This window comes from Vibrio sp. 1401 (assembly GCF_033340295.1).
Window position 1 is genome coordinate 1 of sequence record NZ_JAWOWF010000002.1, and the last position, 21,380, is coordinate 21,380.

Genomic DNA, 21,380 nt, shown 5'->3' on the forward strand with positions numbered 1-21,380 from the left:
AATTCAATGCTAAGAGATGGTGTTATGTGGGATACAGATAGCCTCAAAAATTAACTATTGACGCCATAGTCTCTTGTTAGCGCGCTATTAAGTTAAACAAGAAATTCTTTGGGGTCCGTTGACTTCCAGTCCTTTTTTCCTCATTACTGTAATAACTATATTCACGTTGATGCTCATCACCATCAACGTGAATCTTATTAACAGCGCAAGGCATATTTATATGCGAAACCGTACACCTAATATTAAAAGTATCATTGTAACTCAACTTCTTAAGCACCTCTACATGTAATACTGTTAACCTGTTAAATATAGAGTTAAGCTCAGTAATAATTATCAATAGATTATTACGTATGCCATTCATTCTATCTTTAACAAAGTGCTTAGATGACTTAAATGACATTTATGGCAACGTAAAATCTTATTCACTGAACGTTCGAGAGCAGCTATTTGAGATCGTGAAATCATGTTTACCCCTCCATAAAGCTACGATAAAGCTCTTCAAGCTTCGAGTTCAATTCAGAGTCACTTTTCGCAGAAATTGAGCCAATTAACTCTGATTCACTTATATTTCCTAGTCTCACATCAAAGCTTTTATTATCAAAACTATCAACGAAAATACACATTTCACTCCCCTCATAAAAGAATGAAGCAGAGTTATCATTAACAGACATATCAAATTTCATCTTTTCCTCTTAATAATGTTTATAAATATCATGTCGACTTAGTGCGTTGCGAATCACTCTGAAGTAACTTGTTATACCGCTTGGATTCAAGTACGAAGTGCGACACCCCTGAAATTTAAAACTGTGAGATGTGCTATTCATAAGTTTTACTCCCGCCAAGAAGTGAAAAACCATGAATTACACACACCGCACTGAGAATGAAAGGTATATGATGTCCGCACTTAGAAAGCAAGGCATTAGTGTCGTCAACATCGCTAAAGAGCTAGGGCGTCACAAGAGCACTATCTACCGAGACTTTAAACGTAACTCTCGATATAATGCCTATCGCCCCAACCCTTCCTATCAGCCAGCTAGAGCGCAACAAAGAGCTAGAAACAGGTTAAGCCGATCACGGCGTAACAAGCGGTATACCAAGCACGATTTCAAAATTATTGACGCACTTATAATGCTCGACTTAATGAGTTTGTAGGAGACAAGCTTTCCAAGTCAATTAACTTAGGAAACCATGAACGACTTTCTAAATACATATTATGGCGATAAATCCAAAGAGGTTTATAACAAGAAACTTTCTCGATTAAAGAAGAGCTTTAGCTATCTAGCAGATGAATCCGCAATTAGTGAAAACTTTATGTTTAACAAAAAACCAAAATGGCTAAATGTTTCTGATAATAAGAAAGAACGCTTGGGTTTAGATATAGAAGCATTCAAAGCAATTGAAAAAGAGGCCCCTCTATTTTTAAAAGTAGCGATGGGGTTATCGATTCAATCGACTCACGCAGTAGCTGAACTACATAGAATAAAATACCGTATACCAAAACCGGATACATGTGGAATTGTCTGGTTTGATACTCCAAAACCAGAGAACGGAGAAATTGTATTTGGTACCTTGTACATACATCGAGCAAAGGTTAAGAATGCTAAAACGTCTTATGTTGCTATTCCGGTGACAAGCGCTATCAAAGAAGTTGTAGAGCTATCTAAAACAGATAAGCTACATTGCCCTTACGTAGTGCATCGTAGACCTGCAAGAAACAATAATATCGCTAAGCAGTGTGACCACCGTTACCAAGTGACCAGTCGCATGATCAGCGAAACATTTTCCAAAGTACGCGACGAACTCGGTTTGTACTCTAACGTAGAAAAAGCTAAGCGCCCTACTTTCCATGAAATCCGAAGGCTATCGGCAAAACTCATCGATGAAATGGGTGTAAACCCTCGCCAACGCATGGCACATGCCAGTGATAGAACCACTCAGATTTACACTGATAGTCACGACGTAGAATGGCATGAAGTACCAGCCATAAGCGTCGCAATATAGCCCATTTCAAGCGCTGTACAAACTACTGTTTTTTACCACCTTTTTACCACCCCCTCGAACTTTACTCAGTACTAACGCAGAGTAATAACAAGGGGATAAAAAGGAAAAAAGAAGGAATTCCACTTGAATATCAATAAGTTATAGACACAAAAAAGCCCACCAAAAGGTGGGCTTTTTCTAAAATTTGGTGGGTCCGGGCGAACTCGAATCGCCGACCCCTACCATGTCAAGGTAGTACTCTAACCAACTGAGCTACGGACCCAAATTTTGTGTTCCTAACCATTCAATTCAGAATGGTGCGTCCGAGTGGACTCGAACCACCGACCCCCGCCATGTCAAGGCGATACTCTAACCAGCTGAGCTACGGACGCATTTCTCTGGAACGACGAGGATATTAGCTATAAGCGAACGACGGTGCAAGCACAAATTTGCCAACTTTGAACCGTTTGGCGAAAATGTAAACTCAACACGCGTTTTCAGATGATTTTATCGACAAGAACTGGGCCTGTAGGGTTTAAAAGTGTGATCTATATAACTTTTATTATCTCACTTAATTGTCGTAAGGCACTTCACTGAGCATCCAAATCTGTAAGGTTTGCGATACCTTAGGGCAAGTACCAAACAAAATCTGATATTTAGGTTTAAATGGTTCGCCGATATAGGTTGTACGGATCAACTCTCCTGTTTTAACATCCACTTGAGTGCTCACCCTGCCTTTGAAGTTTTGAAATATGACAAACTGCTCACTGTGGTAAACCATTTGCTCTCGGTAAAACAAGAAATGATCTTGGGGTGTCTCTGTCAATTCACACTCTAGTGGTTTCAAATTAGGTATCGCATATGGCTGCCCTATTCTGCACTCTTTTTCAAAGTATAGGTCTTGCCTTGAGGACAGATACAAAAAAGGCTTTGATCATCTCTAATCAAAGCCCCTTATTTCTGCAGGTTAATTGCCGTGTTTAGTCGTCCGCCTCAAACACAACGTTATAATTTTCGGTGTATGTACAATTCGGCTGACGGCTACAAGTAAAGAAACGTCTCCCTTTGAACTCACCTTGGCTTGCGGTTTTAATGATCATCGGACTGCCGCATTTTTTGCAAAAGCGCACTTCTTTATCAGGCTCAATCAAATCAATGTGTGCCGCAAGCAAACGACGTAATCGCCCAACTTGATAACTGTGCTTTACCGAGGCGCCAATTAAAGGCAGGTTGGCCGTCTTACAAACATGAATCAATAACTTTTGTCTTTCTATCTTACCCTTGTTTAGCTCCTGCCCATTATCCAATTCAACGATAACGCGCGGCTCTAGTGTCCTTGGGTCACAAATAACGTAATCAAAATAGCTTCGAGATATACGATTGTTCGCGACAAAAAACTGCTTCTTATTTTTGATTTCTTTTGGCGTAACCAAACTGGACATGTTTACTTTCGCGAATACTACGGCATGCTCCCCGACCGCAGCTCTTAACGCATTATAGAACGCACCCTCTTGACCTCTGAGCAGAGGGCCTTTCGAGCGATAAGGATAATCACGCGTGTCATCGTGCTTAATCACGTACTTTTGAATAACAAAGAAGAATAAAACCAGAAGAACAACAATGATAAAAATGTTGGTCATAAATAAAGTGCATCCAAAACAACTCGTTGCTCAAAGCGTAAATGGAAATGTTATGCAGAGCAACAAAACCTCGCAATTTTGAGGCGCCACGACGATAGCGAGAAACAGAAAATTTTGCTCACCAATAAAAACAAGCCAATCACACACTTGGATTGGCTCGTTTAAATTTTGTTAATACATTATGTATGCTAAGAATCAACTATTAGCGTCTGGCTGATTCTCTGGCATCGCATCAATAAAAGCGGGCAGTTGATTGCATGACTGCACAACAGCGTTAATGGTTGGATAAAGAGAGGTATCTACACCAAAGCGTTGTGCGTTATAAAATTGTGGTACCAGACAAATATCGACAATAGATGGCGAGCTTGTCAGGCTAAACTTGCAATCACCATTTAGTTTACGATGCTTCTGAAGTTTCTCTTCTAATTCTGTAAAACCTTTGTGGATCCAGTGATGAATCCAAGCGACTTTGCGCTCTGGCTCGCAAGCTAACTCCCCCTCTAAATACTGTAGAACTCTTAAGTTATTCAGGGGATGAATCTCCATTGCAATATCCTGAGCCAAAGCTAGCGCTTGGTATCGAAGCGGCGTTTGCTCGGGGATCACAGTGACATCCGGGTAGTGTTCTTCTAAGTATTGAATGATCGCCAGTGACTGGGTTAACTGAACCTCCCCATCCACCAGCAAAGGAACCAGTTCAGAAGCGTTTAACTCATGGTACTCGTTACTGTGTTGTTCGCCACCATTGCGCACCAAGTGTACCGATTTTGAATCATACAATAGCTCTTTAAGATTCAAACAAATACGCACACGATACGCCGCTGAAGACCGCCAATATCCGTACAAAACCATGCTATCGCTCATATCGTCTCCCAACTGGCGCTCTTAATGCTTGAGATATTGGCTAACTTGTTGGTCAATCGAGCCAAAGATGTTGTTGCCATCCGCATCAAACATTTCCAGTTTGATTGAGTCGCCAAACGACATGAAGTTAGTAGACGGCTTACCATCACGAATGGTTTCAATCATGCGAACTTCCGCGATACATGAATAACCAACACCACCCTCCTCAATCGAAGTGCCATGTTCGGTGCCTTGCTTATTAGATACCGTGCCAGAGCCTATAATTGCCCCAGCAGATAGCGGGCGCGTTTTAGTCGCATGAACAATTAAGTCTGCAAAATCAAACGTCATATCGATACCCGCATTTGGGCGACCAAACGGCTTGTGGTTGTAGGTCGAGACCAGTGGTAAATGCACTTTGTTTTCGTACCACGCATCGCCTAGTTCGTCAGGTGTTACTGCCACAGGAGAAAACGCAGAAGAAGGTTTAGATTGGAAAAAACCAAACCCTTTAGCTAACTCTGCAGGAATTAGGCCACGCAGCGACACATCATTCACTAGCATGATCAAACGAATCGACTCCTGAGCCTCTGCAACACTTGCGCCCATTGGTACGTCACCAGTTACCACAGCAACTTCACCTTCGAAATCAATACCCCATTCATCACTGGCAAACTCGATATTGTCACAAGGTCCAATAAAGGCATCAGAGCCTCCTTGGTACATCAACGGGTCCGTCCAAAAACTCTCTGGCATTTCAGCGCCGCGAGCTTTTCGAACCAACTCAACGTGGTTTACGTAAGCACTGCCATCAGCCCACTGATAAGCGCGAGGAAGCGGCGACTCACAGTAGTGCGCTTCAAACTCTTCATACCCTGCAATCGTGCCATTGTTCAGTGCAACGTATAGCTCTTCCAGTTGTGGTGCTAGCGTATCCCAGTTATCAAGTGCCACCTGCATCGTCGGTGCTAAGTTCATGGGGTGGAAAATTTCTGTCGCTGGTACGCAGCGCGTTAAGTCTTTGCTCACGACCATCAACAAACCGTCACGAGTGCCATTTTTCTTGGTTGCTAATTTCATCCTTGCCTCTTACTTCTCTTGCCAGCTATAGACGTATTCTTTGTTTTCTACTTTTTCCAGCTCATCCGAAAACTGAAGTGCGTGACGCGTATCAATCATGACCGCGACTTCGTCGGCAAAAGTCTTCTTATGCTCTCGCCCTGCCTTGAAAGCTTTCGGGTGAGGGCCATGTGTAAAACCTGCTGGATGGAATGTCACCATACCCGCTTCAATGTTGTCACGACTAAAGAAGTCACCTGCATGGTAGAACAAGACTTCGTCATAATCGTCATTGTTGTGGTAGAACGGTACTTTGAGCGCTCCAGGATCACTTTCAATTGGACGAGGAACGAAGGTGCACACCACAAATCCTGCTCCTACAAATGTAGTATGTGCAGAAGGCGGTAAATGGTAACGATGTGACATAAGTGGACGAATATCACGCCAGTTCACTTTTACTACCGCCAAATCACCATGCCACCCAATCGCATCCAGCGGGTTGAATGGGTAAGTGATAACACTGACTTTATCGTGGCGTTTCACCTGAACCTGTGTTTGATTCTCAGAATATTGAGCACGGAACTGATCGTTGATCGACGGCGTTTCTAAAACCGCCGGATCAAACACCGCGTGGTTTCCAACCATGCCTTTTTCGGGCAATGTATAAGCCGCATCGGTGTTTTCAATCATCAGAATGAACATCGGCTCGCTTGGTTCTAAACGCCAGCTCGTTGAGCGCGGGATCATGACATAATCCCCTTCGCTCACTTTCAAATGACCATAATCACAGTAGAGATCTGCCGTACCTTGGTGGATGAATAGCAGTTCGTCGCCATCTGCATTTCTCACCAAGAAGTCCATTTTTTCATCCATACGCCAAACACGAACTTTACAATTCGCGTTGTGTAATAGATGCGGGACTGCCCAAGGGGTAATATGGCTGGCTTTTTCGACTAGATTAAAATCAAACGCTCGTGGACGTAGCTCGCCCTCCCACTCAGACCACCCCGTTGGGGCATGTTGATGATGAAAATGTGTTGCGGGGCCGAAGAAGCCACTTCGACCTGCCTCACGTTCATAAATTGCCTCTTCCGGGAAGTCAGCATGTGCTTGTTTAGAGCACACTCCCTCCCGATGAGGGAATGTGATCCATTTATGCATCGCTCAATACTCCTCGGCGAATTTGGTCTTCTTCTATCGATTCAAACAACGCTTTGAAGTTACCCTCGCCAAAGCCTTCATTGCCTTTACGTTGGATGATTTCGAAGAACACAGGGCCGATAACGGTTTGAGTAAAGATTTGTAGCAAGATGCCATCTTTCGTTGGCGCACCATCAATAAGAATCTGCAAATCACGAAGCTTGCTTACATCTTCGCCGTGGCCTTCAACACGCTGATCGACTTTCTCGTAATAAGTATCTGGCGTTGGCATAAAGTCCATGCCTCGCTCACGCAAGGTTTTGACCGTTTCGTAGATGTCGTCAGTGGTCAATGCGATGTGTTGAATACCTTCGCCATTGTATTCACGGATAAACTCTTCAATCTGTGATTTATCATCTGACGACTCATTGATAGGAATTCGGATTTTGCCGCAAGGTGCGGTCATCGCACGGCTGACAAGACCAGTCAGCTTACCTTCGATATCGAAATAACGAATTTCGCGGAAGTTACCAATGCGCTCATAGAAACCTGACCAGACATCCATGTTGCCTTGCTTAACGTTGTGCGTTAAGTGGTCGATTTCGTAAAGACCAACATTCGCTTTTGATAAACGCTCATCAGCATCATCATAAAAACGAAAATCGACATCATAAATGCTCTGCTTTCCATAACGATCGACAAAATAAAGCAAGCTTTCACCGATGCCATAAATAGCAGGAATGCTAAGCTCCATCGGCCCAATTTCCGTTTTATATTCTTTACCGCCATTCTCTAACGCATGCGCCAGAGCAACGGTGGCGTCTTTCACACGAAATGCCATGCCACAAACCGACGGACCGTGAACTTTGGCGAATCCCTCAGCTTGGCTATGCGGCTGCGCATTCACAATAAAGCTAATGTCACCTTGTCGATATAACCACGCTTCTTTTGAGCGATGCTTTGCAATTTCCGCAAAACCTAACGATATAAACAGATCTTTAAGCTGTTGAATGCCTTTGTTGTCAGCAGCGGTATATTCAACAAACTCAAATCCGTCTGTTCCTAGTGGGTTATATGCATCAACCATGACTTTCTCCTTGTCTCAGTAGCTTTTGTTTGGACTTATTTTTCTAACTTGGCGCAGGTCTTGAGAAATTGGAATACGTGGGGAGAAATCTTTATCTTGGCGATTTTTACGCATAATTGTAAAATATATGTTACACACAGGAGGCGCGTCGAACCCACTTTCGTAAACATCAAACAAACTGCTTATTTTCAATATATTAGATTGATATTTTCGGCTTTACGCCAACACACAAAATGTAAACAAGTTGTTACCTTGGCATTTTATCTTGGCAACGTAGCTCAAAAAGTAAAAGGGGATGGAAAGTCTATTGCACCCTATCTCTATCCGATTTATTCATTTGATCCTGCAAAACATCAAAAGTAATGTTTCGTGACGCTTCATACAGTTCGAAAGACTCATCGGTCAGAATCGTGTCATGGATACCCCTTTATTGATTCACCTCAGTTTTATTCAAAAGTAACTGTGCCATAAGTGGTGCTCTGTTCCCTATCGAGCCGAGCCACAAGGCTTCACGCTCGATCAGAAAAAGAGACATCTAATGACACACATTAATCAAGAACGCCTAGTTAAACACTTTTGCCAACTAGTACGTATCGACAGCGAATCAAAAAACGAAAAACAAATTGCAGAAACACTGGCAGAACAGCTAGGCGAGCTAGGCTTTACCGTACGCAAACTTCCAGTACCTGAGCACATTTCTAACGGTTTTAACGTGTACGCCCGTTTAGACGGCAAAAAAGACGGCTCTATTCTAATGAGCTGTCATATGGATACGGTCACTCCAGGTATTGGCATTGAGCCACTCATCGAAGACGGCGTTATCCGTTCAAAAGGCAATACGATTCTTGGTGGCGATGATAAATCTGGTATTGCTGCCATCATGGAAGCCGTTCGTTGTATTCAAGCGGAAAACCGTGAGCACAAAACGTTAGAACTTGCTTTCACCGTGTATGAAGAAGGCGGTTTATTCGGTTCACAATACTTCGATATGTCACACGTCACTTCAACGGAAGCAATCGTGTTAGACACAGGTGGCCCTATTGGCACCATTGTGACCGCAGCCCCAGGCCAGCAAAAGATCATGGCAAAAATCAAAGGCCGACCAGCACACGCAGGGCTTGCGCCAGAAGAAGGCATCAGTGCAATCATGGTGGCGGCAGATGCCATCAACCAAATGAAGCTGCTTCGCATCGACGAAGAAACGACAGCCAACATCGGTATGGTTAACGGCGGTCAGGCCACAAACATTGTTATGCCTGAATTAAAAATCGTGGCAGAAGCACGCTCCCTGAATGGCGATAAACTAGATGCTCAGGTCAATCATATGATCTCAACATTAGAGTCTGTCTGTGAAAAGCACGGTGCAGAAGTCGAAACTGAATCTAGCCGAGCCTACGACGCTTTTGTTATTGAAGAAAACCACCCACACGTAAACGCTATAAAAGCAGCGTTTTCAGAGTTGGGAATTGACGCCTTCACAAAAGGCACTGGCGGCGGTAGCGATGCCAACAACTTTAACAAGAAAGGTCTCACAACGGTCAACCTTTCAACTGGCATGGCAAAAGTACACACGACAGAAGAGTTTATCGCGGTAAGTGATATGGTCAAAATCACTGAGTTCGTGAAACATTTCCTAGTCAGTTAACGTCGTGCTTTTTGAAGAGCAGACTGACTATCTTCCCCTTCTAGCCTGTGCTTGAAGGGGATTTTAATTTGTATCGAAGCAAAATTACTTCCCGTCATGCCAACTTGATATCAGATCTTCAAAGAAATTCCCCTAGCTCACTTTTTGAGACCAGACAGCTCAACACCTGACACCCTGTTACAGTAATGTTAAAACTCGATTGTGTAGACAATTTATACAATATACATTTTTGGCATCTTTCAGGATGAAAAGAGTGAGACAAGGATGAAATTACCTAAGTTGCTTTTATTAGCGTCGATGATGAGTCCAATACTGGCAACATCAAGCTATGCCGCGCCGTATCCCTCAGGTGTGACCCTCGATGAGACACAAGAAATTACGCTAAACAATGGGGCTGAAGTTACTTCTATTGACCCAGCCAAGCAAGCCGCAGAGCCCGCTTTTAATCTCGGTCGAGACCTGTTTGAAGGTCTGGTCATTCAAGATAAGCAAGGTAAAACCATTCCTGGTGTTGCTGAGTCTTGGTCAGTCAATGACAACAATACGGTTTATACCTTCCACTTACGTGATGCAAAATGGTCAAATGGCGAAACGGTCACTGCACAAGATTTTGTCTACAGCTGGCAACGCTTACTGAATCCAAACACTGCTTCACCGTACGCTTGGTTTGCGGCCATTCCAAATATCGAAAACTCGCAAGCGATTATGAAGGGCGAAGCCGAGCCTGAGTCTTTGGGCGTGAAGGCGCTGGATGAAAAAACGTTCCAGGTAACACTCGAAGAGCCTATTCCCTTCTTTACGAAACTATTAAGTCATCCCGTACTTGCACCCGTTCACAAAGCGACCGTCGAAAAACATGGCAACCGTTGGACCCAGCCTGAGCATATCGTTACAAATGGTGCGTTTACTGTCTCTGAATGGAAAGTTAACGAAAAACTGGTGATGGTTAAAAATCCACATTATTGGGACGCAAGCAATGTAGTGCTGGAAAAAGTCACCTGGCTACCAATTGGTGATGCAAACGTAGTGCTAAACCGCTACCTAGCTGGTGAGATAGACCAAGCGGTTTCCATTCCTGCCGCTCAGAAGAAAAAGTTAATTCAACAACGCCTACAAGAAGTGGCAAGCACCAGTGCGTCTCTTGGCTCCACATTCTATTACCTCAACACTCAACAAGGGCCAACAAAAGACGTGCGGGTTCGTAAAGCCCTCTCATATGCCATTGACCGTCAACTGTTAACAAGTGCTATTTTGAGAAACGGTGGGGTTCCAATGTATACCCTTGTGCCACCTCAAACAGATGGTTTTAAATCTCACACTCCTGAGTTCGCAACTTGGAACCGCCATAAACGTATCGAAAAAGCGCAGCAATTACTGTCAGAAGCTGGATACGATAAAAGCAATCCGCTTAAGTTAACGTTTACCGTACCAACTTTCTCGATGGACGTAAAAATGGCAACCACCATGGCAGGCATGTGGAAAAGCCGATTGGGTGCGCAAGTCACGATAAAACAGCTAGAACCGAAAGTGTTCTACGCACTTAAAGAGCCGACCGACATTACTCGCGGCGGCTGGACGGCTGACTACAATGAAGCCTCTACATGGTTGGATATCTTCGTTTCTAGTGGCGAGTACAACGATTCTCGTTATAACAACCCGCAATACGACGAGTTAATGGCTCGCTCAAAGACCATGAGCAACCCATCAGAACTGTATCTACAAGCAGAAAGCATGCTGATTGAAGACATGGCCATTATTCCTATTTATCGTCCGGGTAACGATCAATACCTCATCAAGCCTTACGTGGGCGGCTACGAACTGACAAACCCTGAGTCGTCGTACTACCGCAAGAATGTCTATGTAAAAGCCCACTAAAAGCATGTTTTCGGTCTGAGTCGGCAAGTTCAATGTTTACTTGCCGTTCCTCATATCTCTCGGTGGAGAAGGCAACCTGAGCTCAGACCATTTTTTATTCATAACCGTTCGAAGTGATTTCGGATGACCAAAGGATGATGGATCATGATTTGGTACATTGTTAAGCGATTAGCTATCGCTATCCCCACGCTTCTATTCATCGCACTCGTATCATTTTGGCTGATGCACATTGCACCAGGGGGGCCATTTGATATGGAACGGCCTATGCCAGAAGTGGTACGTGCGAATATCGAAGCAAAATTCCATTTGGACCAGCCCTTCCTTACTCAGTTTTGGATTTACATTGGTAATTTCATACAAGGAGATCTCGGTCCGAGCTTCGTTTATCAAGACTTCAGTGTTACACAGCTCGTCGCACAATCATGGCCAGTTTCAGCAGTATTAGGCGTACTCTCCTTTTGTATTTCCGTTCCACTTGGCATGTTGCTTGGCACCATTGCGGCATTGAACCGAAATAGCCGCCTAGATTACGGCCTGATGACACTTTCGATGACTGGAGTTGTGGTTCCGGCTTTCGTGCTTGCTCCGGTTTTAGTCATGATTTTCGCTATTCAGCTTGGCTGGTTCCCTGCTGGTGGTTGGGAAGGAGGAAAGCTGGCTTTTCTTGTTCTTCCCGTGCTCAGCTTAGCGATTGGCTCCATTGCGAGTATTGCACGCGTCATGCGTGGCGCAATGATTGAAACGCTCAACCAACCATACATTCGAACGGCAAAAGCCAAAGGTTTGTCCACAACCTACATTTTATTCCATCACGCTTTGCGACCATCCCTGATTCCCGTCGTTGCGATGCTCGGCCCTGCGTTTGTGTCTGTTGTGACAGGCTCGGTGATTATCGACATTTTCTTTGGTACAGGTGGCATGGGACAACACTTTGTGTCTGGGGCTCTCAACCGCGACTACGGCCTAGTAATGGGCATTACTCTGATTGTCGCTTCACTCACTATCTTCTTTAACCTTGTGGTCGACTTGCTATATACGATTATCGACCCTCGTATACGCGTTTAGGAGTCCGGTATGTTAACGATCAAAAAACTGGATACACAAGCTCTTCAAGATCAAGTCGTCGACAATATTGAAGCCGTCGAAGGTCGCAGTCTTTGGCAGGATGCATGGACTCGATTTCGTAAAAACAGAGCCGCGATGACATCAGTGTATGTTTTGGCTTTCATTACCTTATGCATCACTTTCGGCCCCTCTCTTGCCGCTTTTGGCCATGATGAAATTGACTGGGAAGTGCTCATCGATCCATACGAGCTAGGGAAACCTTCACTGAGCAGTGGCCATTACTTTGGTACCGATGATCTCGGGCAAGATGTCTTCGCTCGCACGATGCAAGGTGGCAGGCTCTCTATTTTGGTAGGTTTTGTTGGCGCCTTAGTCGCCGTTGTTATTGGTACGATTTGGGGAAGTATTTCCGGCTATCTTGGCGGCGTTGTCGATAGCGTAATGATGCGCATTATTGAGGTGCTCGATTCGGTGCCATTTATGTTTATGGTTATCCTGTTTGTTACCCTTTTTGGCAACAACATCTACCTGATTTTTATCGTGATCGGAATGGTATCTTGGCTGGGCATTGCCCGTGTTGTACGTGGTGTCACCTTCGGTCTAAAAAAGCGAGAGTTCATCGAAGCCGCACACTCTATTGGGGTTTCTAAATTGACAATTGTCCGACGCCATGTTCTGCCTAATGTGCTTGGGATCGTGATGGTTTATTCCTCCTTAATGGTACCAGGATTCATTATGTTCGAATCGTTTTTGAGCTTCTTAGGGCTTGGTGTTCAACCACCAGACACGAGCTGGGGAATCCTAATTTCCGAAGGCGCAAAAACGATTGACGTTGCATTGTGGATGCTGCTTTTTCCCTCTCTGTTTTTAGTTGCCACCCTCTTTTGTTTTAACTTCATCGGCGATGGCTTGCGTGATGCTCTTGACCCGAAAGACCGATAAGGACAAACCCATGCTATCTATTGAAAACATGAACGTGCGCTTCGATACGCCAGATGGGCAAGTGCAAGCGGTCAGTAATCTCTCCTACTCGATTAAAGCGGGCGAAACTCTTGGGATTGTTGGGGAATCAGGTTCGGGAAAAAGCCAGTCTGTTTTCGCATTAATGGGGTTAACCGCGGATAACGGCGCCGTGTCTGGAAGCGCAATGTTCCACGGTGATGATTTACTCGCGATGTCTAAAAAGCAGCTCAACCGCATCCGTGCAGAGAAAATCGGAATGATCTTTCAAGATCCGATGACGTCACTCAACCCATTTATGAAAATTGGCAAACAGCTTTGTGAAGTTCTCATGATTCATAAAGGAATGACCCGAAAACAAGCAAAAATTGAATCGATTCACATGTTGGATGCGGTGCGTATTCCCTCTCCCGAAACTAGGATGAATCAATACCCTCACGAATTATCTGGCGGAATGCGTCAGCGAATCATGATAGCGATGGCCTTGTTGTGTAAGCCCGAGTTGTTAATTGCAGACGAACCAACCACCGCGTTAGATGTAACTGTTCAAGCTCAAATTTTGACGCTATTACGAGACTTACAACAAGAGTTCAATACGGCTATTTTACTGATCACTCACGATATGGGCGTCGTCGCCGAGATGTGTGATCGCGTATTGGTCATGTATGGTGGTCAAAAAATGGAGCAATCAGATACCGAGACATTGTTCGCTCAACCTGCGCACCCCTACACTCAAGGCCTGCTAAAGGCGATTCCTTCCATCACTGAAGATATGCCGCGTTTACCAACCATCCCAGGTAACCCACCAAGTGCGTTGATTAACCATCAAGGGTGTCCGTTTAAAGAGCGGTGCGAGCATCGAGAGACGCGTTGCCAATACGAAACCCCACGGTTTTCTCCATTAAACACGAGCCAGTCCATTGCCTGTCACGTTAAAGCACCCAGTGTTATCACTCCCATTCAAATAAAAGCTTAAGGAGGCGTTATGAATAAAAAAGAAGTCCTCATGTCTGCTCGTGATTTAAACGTCCACTTTCCTGTTTCACGTCATCTTATTCCAAGTCGACGTAAAATCGTGAAAGCGGTCAATGGTATCGACTTAGATGTTTACCGAGGTGAGACACTTGGCATTGTGGGGGAATCAGGCTGCGGAAAATCAACACTTGCTCGCGCCTTACTTCGCTTAATTGAACCTACACATGGCGAGTTGACTTGGAAAGGTCAAGACATGCTCGGGTTTAGTAAAAAAGAGCTTTCCTCTCGACGCAGAGAATTTCAGATGGTGTTTCAAGACCCATCCGCTTGTTTGAATCCGAGGTTAACCATCTCAGAATGCATCGCCGAACCACTGCTCACCCACGAGCCAAAGCTTAAACGGGCAGAGGTAGAAAAGCGTGTCATCGCTATGATGGATAAAGTGGGTCTCTTGGCGAGCCAGCGAAACCGCTATCCACATGAATTTTCCGGAGGTCAATGCCAGCGTGTGGGCATTGCCAGAGCATTAATTCTCAATCCAGATTTGGTCGTGTGTGATGAACCCGTTAGTGCACTAGATGTCTCCATACAAGCTCAGGTCATCAATCTTCTAGATGATCTTAAACAAGAAATGGGGTTAACACTGGTGATGATTGCGCATGACTTAAGCGTGGTGCGCCATATCAGCGACCGCGTTATGGTGATGTATCTTGGTAAACCTATGGAAGTAGGACGTTACGATCAAGTATTTGATGATGCTCAACACCCCTACACCAAAGCACTGTTATCTGCTGTCCCGATAGCTAATCCGCAATTAGCACGTGACCGTGAAATACAACTATTGCCCGGCGATCTTCCTTCTCCACTTAACCCACCGAGCGGTTGCGTTTTTCGTACTCGATGCCCAGAAGCAACAGAAGTATGCGGGCAACAGAACCCAATAAAAACAGGCTCGGAGCAGCATCATATCTATTGCTCAAATATGACTTTAGGAACCATTTAATGAACAATACTAACTCAGTAAACCAACGCCTTACGTTATTGCGTGAGGCAATGTCCTTTCACAACGTGTCTGCATATATCGTGACCAACAATGACCCACATAACAGTGAATACTCAGCGGATCATTGGTTAGCGCGAAGCTGGATTTCAGGTTTTACCGGCTCAGCAGGCGATGTCGTCATTACCCAACAAGGTGGTGGCCTGTGGACTGATGGTCGTTACTATATTCAAGCTGAAGAACAGTTACACGGCACAGGACTTGAACTGTTTAAAGCCAAACAACCAGAAACGCCGACAGTTGCCAAATGGCTGGCTACCACGCTACCAGAAAACAGTATTATCGCGGTTGACGGGCGCGCCATCAGTTACGCTTTTTATCAAGGCCTCAAACAAACCTTTGAAGCGAAAAACATTAAGATCATTCTCGACCTGGATTTACTCACACCGATTTGGCTTGAAAGACCACCTCGCCCAAGTGCACCCGTATTCGAGCACCCCACCGCTTTTGCTGGCGTTGACACTGAAAATAAGTTAGCGAGAATCCGTTCTTGGTTAACCGAGAACCAAGTAGATAGCTTATTAGTGTCAACGCTAGATGATGTCATGTGGACAATGAATATTCGAGGTGGTGATACGAATTACTGCCCAGTTTCTGAAGCCTATCTAGTCGTAGAGCAATCACTTGCGACACTGTTTATTGATAAAGCCAAACTGCCTCAAGACGTTGAAAGAGCGCTGACCAATCAGAGTGTACACATTCGCCATTACAACTACGTAAGTCAGTATTTGAATCAGCAATGTGAGGGATTATCGCTCGCTTTTAACCCGACCCACACAGACAGCTTATTGGTGAGTTCGATTGAAGGGAATGTGAATCTAAAGCCAATGGCTTGCCCTGTAACGGCAATGAAGGCCATAAAAAATGCGACCGAGCTAACTAGCCTAGAACAGGCATTAACAGATGATGGTGTGGCAATCGTAAGGTTTATGAACTGGCTCGAAGAGCAAGTTCCAAGCGGACTCGTTACAGAATTGTCTGCTGAGGCACAACTGAATCACTATCGCCGTCAAACCCGACATTATGTGAGTGACAGTTTCCGCACTATCGCAGGCTTCGCAGCTCACGGGGCAAAAATGCATTATGCCGCCGATGAAGAAAGCAATGCGGCAGTCAATGAAAGCAACTTCTTTCTCGTCGATTCTGGTGGCCAATACCTTGGCGGGACAACAGACATCACCCGTACTTTCCACTTCGGGTCACCGACCATTAAGCAGCGCAAAGATTATACCTTGGTGCTCAAAGCGGTCATCCGACTGACTCAGACTCGATTCATGAAAGGCTCTACGGGTGCCAATCTTGATATCATGGCGAGTGGCGTCTTATGGCAACATGGTATTGATTACAAGTGCGGCACTGGACACGGCGTGGGCATTTGCTTGAATGTTCACGAAGGCCCACAAAATTTCTCGCAAAGCCACCACGAGGTTGAACTAAAACCGGGTATGGTCATTACTAATGAGCCAGGCGTTTATCGCGAAGGTGAGTACGGGGTAAGAATAGAGAACATTCTTAAAGTTGTAGAAGTAGAACAAAATGAGTTCGGCACGTTTTACGGTTTTGAGACCATCACTCTTGCTCCAATTGCGACCAACGCCCTTGATTTATCAATGCTAGATCAAGCAGAGCTAGACTGGCTCAATCATTACCATTCACGAGTCTATCAAGCACTTAGCCCTTTTCTTGATACGCAAGATAAAAACTGGCTTCAACGCACAACCCAACTTATTGAGAAATAGGATATCAGCAAGCTTTATAACGTTTTCATTTTCATCTCAAACTCCTTGTTTGCCAGCCTTCGGGCTGGTTTTTTTATAGAGATAACGGCGTGAAAAACAAAAACGCCCCGCAATGTTAGCGAGGCGATCAATTAAATTAAAATGATGCAGTTAAAATGCCCTACTGACGACACTTCTGAGCATCAAAATCAACGACGATGGCGGCATTCTCAAAGTCACCAGAGACTTTAACGTAGCCCCAGTAGTTACTCTGATTTGACAACGTAATACACTCTCCATTACCAATATTATCTGACCACCCGTGAAGATTAGCACCATCCGGCCAACCAGAGTTACTGTATTCAAGCTTTAGGTTGCCCATACCGTTCCCCGTCGTTATCGCCAGATTTGAGCTCTCATTCACCGCTGGCACGCTCAGCCAAATGGTTTGTTGATTTGCCAAGCAAACAGGCTCTCCTGCTGTTAGGCGCCCACCGCTTACTTTACTTTGCACCGCGCAGTCTTGTGGCAATGTGTCATTACCGCCCAACGTTGAGATAACAACACTATGAGTGGCGGTTGCCGTCAAGCCTTCACTGTCTGTCACACTTAGACTGACCGAATACTCCCCTTCACTCCCATATTGGTGCGTCGGCTTGGTTTGTGTACTTGTCGAGCCATCACCGAAGTCCCATAAGACGCTGACGATCTTCCCGTTTGGGTCTGTACTGTTTTCACTGCTAAATGTAATGCTTTCACCGACTTTCCCCTTGTTGTTTGCGGTTATGACTGCATTAGGTGCACCATTTGAGACAAGGGCTTGCTGCCACTGCTCAAACTCACTTTGATATAAATTCGCCCATTGGGTGATCGTTGCTTTGTAATTGCTCCAATTCCCTTGGCGTGTTTCCACCAGCATTTGGTTTACGTCATCTTTATGATTTTCAAACATAAAACGTACAGCTAAGTACCCCCAACGATAAATTCGATCGACATCAAACCCATCATAAGTAGTCTCGAAAATCTCACTTAAGGTATATGTCGAGCCGTCTAAAATCGTCTCAAGTGCTGCTTGGTTGTCATTTTCTTGAGCGACATACTCTGCAATGCCTTCACTCCACCACACTATTTTTTCAGTTGGATGACTAAACCCTCCATAGAGATCAAATCGACCATCTAAGTAATGCACGTATTCGTGCTCTAAGTTCCAGACAAAGTGATCCGCGTTCGCATAAGAGGCTTCATAAGCAATAAAGTTGGGAATATTCCCCGGCTGGGAAGGATCGCCTTCCAAGTACATACCGCCATTGTCAGTACTAATATCGAAAATTGGCCCTGCGTACTTACCATAATCGGTGCTTGAATCGAAGATATTGACTTGGAGCTGAGTATTGTGGTCATCTTTTACTGGCTGTTCACCAGTTTCTAATGACTGATGAAAGTAACCCTCTTCGTAACCCATTTTAGAACATGCGGCCGCGTGTTGCTCTTGCGTCATATTCTGGGACAATATTCGAATTGTTGGACTACAAGTATAAGTTTGCGATAGCACTAAGCCTTTTAGCTCAGTTTCGAAATTACAAATTCCGAACTCACTACAATCTGCGTAATATGAGGCAGTGTCCGCCGCCGCAAGCCAAACCGCGTCACCCCGACCATACATTTCATACTGTTCAAAGATTCGACTCAGCTGACTCTTCACAACAGAACTCGCGTTACCCGTATACTTGGTCAAACGCCCGAGCTCTCGCCCCGCATTCGCGGCCATGAACTCATCTTCAGCACCGATTGATGATGCCCTCAGAGCAAAATCGCCTAAAGCTTTGGCAAGGTCCGTTTGGTTGCCAATTATTTGCACAAATTGCTCGTTCCACTGCCCACCAAACAAAATAGTGAAAACACCGTTAACTGCATTGCGCATATACCAGTGCTGGGCGTATTGATCATTCCAACGTGTAAGCCACTGGGTCACTTGCGGTAAGTACGCGTGCTGCAAGCCCGCACTATCCATAGTGATGATGACTTCACTAAGCACTTTGCCGTGACGGTCGCTGTTCTCATAGAAGTTTGCGTTATTAACAAACGCATCCACGGATTCTTTCACCGCTGGGGTAACCCATTCAATAAATGAGATGTTGTCATTGTAAAACTCGGCGTAATAACCCGCGCGCAAGTATAAGAAAAACGTTTCGAGTTCATCGCTCCCGCCACCTGTATACCCCTTCGCCAATGTCGTAGTGCGCTTCGCAATGTTGTACATATGATCGGAGCTAAATACCGACTCCTGAATCCGACTTTCAGCAGAGAATAACTGGTTCACGCACGTCGCGCCCTGACTTAAAATTTCGCTGATCAATTGGTTACTGCTTTCGGTAACCAATGCTTCCAAATCACAAGCAGTGCTCGACTCATCAAGGCTTTCAAGTGACTGTACTCGAGTTGCCTTGGAGGGCTGAATAGGGAGAGTTGCGGTTGGTTGGTATTCAACTCGATTGGATTCAACACCGTGTGTATGAGCCGAATGTGCATGTTGCTCTGTAACTTGAGAAACTGGCTCGCTTAACGCAAATACGCCAGTGCTGGTTAATGTTGTCGCAATCGCGACACTCAAAGTCTTCAGTTCCATCTAATTTCTTCTATATTGAGTTTTCCTTAAATGCATTACGTCTTTTGCATCGCCACTGCCCTTATTACTGCAAGAGCATCTCCATATAATCTACTCGCAAGACAAGATGAAACATTTTGTTAACAACTGAACGTGACGGTGTCAGTTTTTGGTACTCGAGTTGCCGTTGCACGAGCTTGCCAGAAATCGATTTGCTTTAGTAATATTGATCAACTAGTTGTTTATCTTTCCATTCAAATATCTTTTATTGCTCCTCACAAAAGCGATAAAATGGTTTCTTTTCTTTTTGCTAAACAACTCCTATGACCGACGCTGATATTGAGCTACAACATCTTTGGTTAGAAGTCCAAGCCGAACGCTGGCAAAACCTGCCACGCTTTTTATTCAGTTACTACTGCTACAAGCACAACCTTGTCAGTAAAACCAACAAAGTTTGTTGGGAGACGGCACGTGCAAGACTGCCCGCTTCAACATCAATAAAAGAGCGAAAAAAGGCGGTGGTTGAACCGTTAGTCCCTGAGGAAGCCGTGGTTGGGTTATTGAAAGCCATCAGCAAAGATGGGGAAATGACATTTGAAGTGATGGGAACCACACTTGATACGTTTTTGCATTATGTTGTGATTAGCAAGGAAGAAAAAGCGCGACTTAAATCAAACATGCCAGCTAGTTGGTATCAGCAATCAAACAAGTCGCCTTTGGCACGTTTCGAGCAAGCTGGCATTAAGCTACCAGAGTGATATGTCAGTCATCGCTGAAGATACACAAAAAAGACAAGCGCCTACAATGAGGCGCATTTGGTCAAAAATTGAGGTGCCCCTAAACAAAAGTGCAAAGTGACCAACAAAGAAAAAGTTTGGTTACTCTTGAATGCCTCGAATGCGTACATTACGTCTACGCAAAACTTCTAATGTCACGAGCAAACACACCGACATAAAAATCAACAACGTAGCGACCGCCAATATGGTCGGACTAATTTGCTCTCGAATTCCTGACCACATCTGCCTCGGAACGGTTTTTTGTTCTGCCCCAGTCAGGAATAACGCCACCACAACCTCGTCGAACGAGGTGCCAAAAGCAAACAAGCCGCCAGATATCATCCCCGGACGAATCAGTGGAAAGGTAATGTGTCTGAAAGTATAAACAGGGTTTGCGCCTAAGCTAGCCGCCGCTTTTACCAAGCTATGGTCAAAGCCGCTTAACGTCGCAGTAACGGTAATGACGACAAAAGGCGTACCTAACGCAGCGTGTGCCAAAATGATGCCTAAATAAGTTTGTGATAAGCCAAAGCGTGTGTAGAAAAAGTACATCGCAGCAGCAGAGATAATGACTGGTACGATCATGGGTGAGATCAACAGCGCCATAATCGTATTGCGAAAAGGCAAGTTACTACTTGCTAAACCCAACGCCGCCAGAGTTCCTAGCCCTGTTGCAACGAGTGTCGCCATAAAAGCAATAAACGTGCTGTTTTTCAGCGCCAACAGCCACTGATCACTAGTAAACATTTCTTGATACCAGCGAGTAGAATACGCTGCCGAGTCAAGGTTTAAAATCCCCTCGGTAAAAGTAAAGTAAGGCGTTGCATTAAACGATAACGGGATGATGGTCAGAATTGGAGCGATTAAAAAGAACAGCACCACCCCACAAAAAGCTAAGTAACCTGCGTAAGCAACTCGCTCTACTTTTGATGCATAGTTTGGTAATGCCATG

The 21,380-nt window shown here is 44.8% G+C and carries 18 protein-coding genes, 2 tRNA genes and 1 pseudogene; 10 read left to right on the forward strand and 11 right to left on the reverse strand.

Annotated elements, in window-relative coordinates:
• Window positions 1-467: 467 nt before the first annotated feature.
• Complete coding sequence (locus R7Z77_RS01305; RefSeq protein WP_033905175.1) at window positions 468-683, reverse strand: hypothetical protein; 216 nt, start codon at window positions 681-683, stop codon at window positions 468-470.
• A gap of 172 nt (window positions 684-855) precedes the next feature.
• Between R7Z77_RS01305 and R7Z77_RS01310 the strand changes: the two are divergent.
• Window positions 856-1,137, forward strand: a pseudogene (locus R7Z77_RS01310) (helix-turn-helix domain-containing protein); the annotation flags it as partial.
• A 51-nt stretch (window positions 1,138-1,188) separates the two neighbouring features.
• Entirely contained in the window at window positions 1,189-2,001 is an 813-nt protein-coding gene (locus R7Z77_RS01315) for a tyrosine-type recombinase/integrase (protein WP_033905174.1), read from the forward strand.
• A gap of 185 nt (window positions 2,002-2,186) precedes the next feature.
• Here R7Z77_RS01315 and R7Z77_RS01320 read toward each other — a convergent pair.
• The 8 genes from R7Z77_RS01320 to hppD all read right to left on the reverse strand — a co-directional run bounded on the left by R7Z77_RS01320 (window position 2,187) and on the right by hppD (window position 7,749).
• Window positions 2,187-2,263: transfer RNA gene (locus R7Z77_RS01320), tRNA-Val, on the reverse strand.
• Window positions 2,264-2,295: 32 nt separating this feature from the next.
• A tRNA-Val gene (locus R7Z77_RS01325) sits at window positions 2,296-2,372 on the reverse strand.
• Between the two features lie 179 nt (window positions 2,373-2,551).
• Entirely contained in the window at window positions 2,552-2,854 is a 303-nt protein-coding gene (locus R7Z77_RS01330; protein WP_318136589.1) for a hypothetical protein, read from the reverse strand.
• A gap of 106 nt (window positions 2,855-2,960) precedes the next feature.
• Window positions 2,961-3,620, reverse strand: coding sequence for a DUF2726 domain-containing protein (locus R7Z77_RS01335; protein ID WP_047100684.1), 660 nt, complete (start codon window positions 3,618-3,620; stop codon window positions 2,961-2,963).
• A 195-nt stretch (window positions 3,621-3,815) separates the two neighbouring features.
• A complete protein-coding gene (gene maiA, locus R7Z77_RS01340; protein ID WP_213967400.1) occupies window positions 3,816-4,484 on the reverse strand; it encodes a maleylacetoacetate isomerase in 669 nt (222 codons plus the stop codon).
• Between the two features lie 21 nt (window positions 4,485-4,505).
• Entirely contained in the window at window positions 4,506-5,543 is a 1,038-nt protein-coding gene (locus R7Z77_RS01345) for a fumarylacetoacetate hydrolase family protein (protein ID WP_213896017.1), read from the reverse strand.
• 9 nt (window positions 5,544-5,552) lie between these two features.
• A complete protein-coding gene (locus R7Z77_RS01350) occupies window positions 5,553-6,683 on the reverse strand; it encodes a homogentisate 1,2-dioxygenase (protein ID WP_042521907.1) in 1,131 nt (376 codons plus the stop codon).
• Complete coding sequence (gene hppD / locus R7Z77_RS01355; RefSeq protein WP_005377835.1) at window positions 6,676-7,749, reverse strand: 4-hydroxyphenylpyruvate dioxygenase; 1,074 nt, start codon at window positions 7,747-7,749, stop codon at window positions 6,676-6,678. Before hppD ends, R7Z77_RS01350 begins: the two co-directional genes overlap by 8 nt.
• A 538-nt stretch (window positions 7,750-8,287) precedes the next feature.
• On the opposite strand from hppD, the gene R7Z77_RS01360 reads away from it, so the two are divergent.
• From R7Z77_RS01360 to R7Z77_RS01390, 7 genes are all read left to right on the forward strand, one after another.
• Complete coding sequence (locus tag R7Z77_RS01360) at window positions 8,288-9,394, forward strand: M20/M25/M40 family metallo-hydrolase (RefSeq protein WP_213896019.1); 1,107 nt, start codon at window positions 8,288-8,290, stop codon at window positions 9,392-9,394.
• Between the two features lie 264 nt (window positions 9,395-9,658).
• Window positions 9,659-11,269, forward strand: coding sequence for a peptide ABC transporter substrate-binding protein (locus R7Z77_RS01365; RefSeq protein WP_064353858.1), 1,611 nt, complete (start codon window positions 9,659-9,661; stop codon window positions 11,267-11,269).
• Between the two features lie 144 nt (window positions 11,270-11,413).
• The gene (gene oppB / locus R7Z77_RS01370; protein ID WP_005377838.1) at window positions 11,414-12,334 is read left to right on the forward strand and encodes an oligopeptide ABC transporter permease OppB; all 921 of its coding nucleotides are present in this window, start codon (window positions 11,414-11,416) and stop codon (window positions 12,332-12,334) included.
• Window positions 12,335-12,343: 9 nt separating this feature from the next.
• Window positions 12,344-13,276: an ABC transporter permease subunit gene (locus R7Z77_RS01375; RefSeq protein ID WP_005377839.1), complete on the forward strand. Its 933-nt coding sequence runs from the start codon at window positions 12,344-12,346 to the stop codon at window positions 13,274-13,276.
• A gap of 10 nt (window positions 13,277-13,286) precedes the next feature.
• Window positions 13,287-14,270, forward strand: coding sequence for an ABC transporter ATP-binding protein (locus R7Z77_RS01380; RefSeq protein WP_017820901.1), 984 nt, complete (start codon window positions 13,287-13,289; stop codon window positions 14,268-14,270).
• Between the two features lie 9 nt (window positions 14,271-14,279).
• Window positions 14,280-15,272 carry an ABC transporter ATP-binding protein gene (locus tag R7Z77_RS01385; protein WP_017633963.1) on the forward strand — a complete coding sequence of 331 codons (993 nt, stop codon included), beginning with the start codon at window positions 14,280-14,282 and terminating at the stop codon, window positions 15,270-15,272.
• A complete protein-coding gene (locus R7Z77_RS01390) occupies window positions 15,272-17,068 on the forward strand; it encodes an aminopeptidase P family protein (RefSeq protein ID WP_318136582.1) in 1,797 nt (598 codons plus the stop codon). Before R7Z77_RS01385 ends, R7Z77_RS01390 begins: the two co-directional genes overlap by 1 nt.
• Before the next feature lie 160 nt (window positions 17,069-17,228).
• Here R7Z77_RS01390 and R7Z77_RS01395 read toward each other — a convergent pair whose 3' ends face one another.
• Window positions 17,229-19,673 (reverse strand): collagenase, encoded by a 2,445-nt coding sequence (locus R7Z77_RS01395; RefSeq protein WP_017820899.1) that lies wholly within the window; start codon window positions 19,671-19,673, stop codon window positions 17,229-17,231.
• Between the two features lie 302 nt (window positions 19,674-19,975).
• On the opposite strand from R7Z77_RS01395, the gene R7Z77_RS01400 reads away from it, so the two are divergent.
• A complete protein-coding gene (locus R7Z77_RS01400; protein ID WP_318136583.1) occupies window positions 19,976-20,410 on the forward strand; it encodes a hypothetical protein in 435 nt (144 codons plus the stop codon).
• 120 nt (window positions 20,411-20,530) lie between these two features.
• Here R7Z77_RS01400 and R7Z77_RS01405 read toward each other — a convergent pair whose 3' ends face one another.
• Entirely contained in the window at window positions 20,531-21,379 is an 849-nt protein-coding gene (locus R7Z77_RS01405; protein ID WP_064353854.1) for an ABC transporter permease, read from the reverse strand.
• Window position 21,380: the final 1 nt, after the last annotated feature.

Bases quoted from the DNA above. Each gene is read 5' to 3' on its own strand.
- R7Z77_RS01395 (WP_017820899.1), bottom strand. From the start codon at position 19,673: ATGGAACTGAAGACTTTGAGTGTCGCGATTGCGACAACATTAACCAGC.
- R7Z77_RS01365 (WP_064353858.1), top strand. From the start codon at position 9,659: ATGAAATTACCTAAGTTGCTTTTATTAGCGTCGATGATGAGTCCAATA.
- R7Z77_RS01400 (WP_318136583.1), top strand. From the start codon at position 19,976: ATGACCGACGCTGATATTGAGCTACAACATCTTTGGTTAGAAGTCCAA.
- R7Z77_RS01375 (WP_005377839.1), top strand. From the start codon at position 12,344: ATGTTAACGATCAAAAAACTGGATACACAAGCTCTTCAAGATCAAGTC.
- R7Z77_RS01405 (WP_064353854.1), bottom strand. From the start codon at position 21,379: ATGGCATTACCAAACTATGCATCAAAAGTAGAGCGAGTTGCTTACGCA.
- oppB (WP_005377838.1), top strand. From the start codon at position 11,414: ATGATTTGGTACATTGTTAAGCGATTAGCTATCGCTATCCCCACGCTT.
- R7Z77_RS01385 (WP_017633963.1), top strand. From the start codon at position 14,280: ATGAATAAAAAAGAAGTCCTCATGTCTGCTCGTGATTTAAACGTCCAC.
- R7Z77_RS01380 (WP_017820901.1), top strand. From the start codon at position 13,287: ATGCTATCTATTGAAAACATGAACGTGCGCTTCGATACGCCAGATGGG.
- R7Z77_RS01390 (WP_318136582.1), top strand. From the start codon at position 15,272: ATGAACAATACTAACTCAGTAAACCAACGCCTTACGTTATTGCGTGAG.
- R7Z77_RS01345 (WP_213896017.1), bottom strand. From the start codon at position 5,543: ATGAAATTAGCAACCAAGAAAAATGGCACTCGTGACGGTTTGTTGATG.
- R7Z77_RS01305 (WP_033905175.1), bottom strand. From the start codon at position 683: ATGAAATTTGATATGTCTGTTAATGATAACTCTGCTTCATTCTTTTAT.
- R7Z77_RS01335 (WP_047100684.1), bottom strand. From the start codon at position 3,620: ATGACCAACATTTTTATCATTGTTGTTCTTCTGGTTTTATTCTTCTTT.
- R7Z77_RS01360 (WP_213896019.1), top strand. From the start codon at position 8,288: ATGACACACATTAATCAAGAACGCCTAGTTAAACACTTTTGCCAACTA.
- R7Z77_RS01315 (WP_033905174.1), top strand. From the start codon at position 1,189: ATGAACGACTTTCTAAATACATATTATGGCGATAAATCCAAAGAGGTT.
- maiA (WP_213967400.1), bottom strand. From the start codon at position 4,484: ATGAGCGATAGCATGGTTTTGTACGGATATTGGCGGTCTTCAGCGGCG.
- R7Z77_RS01350 (WP_042521907.1), bottom strand. From the start codon at position 6,683: ATGCATAAATGGATCACATTCCCTCATCGGGAGGGAGTGTGCTCTAAA.
- hppD (WP_005377835.1), bottom strand. From the start codon at position 7,749: ATGGTTGATGCATATAACCCACTAGGAACAGACGGATTTGAGTTTGTT.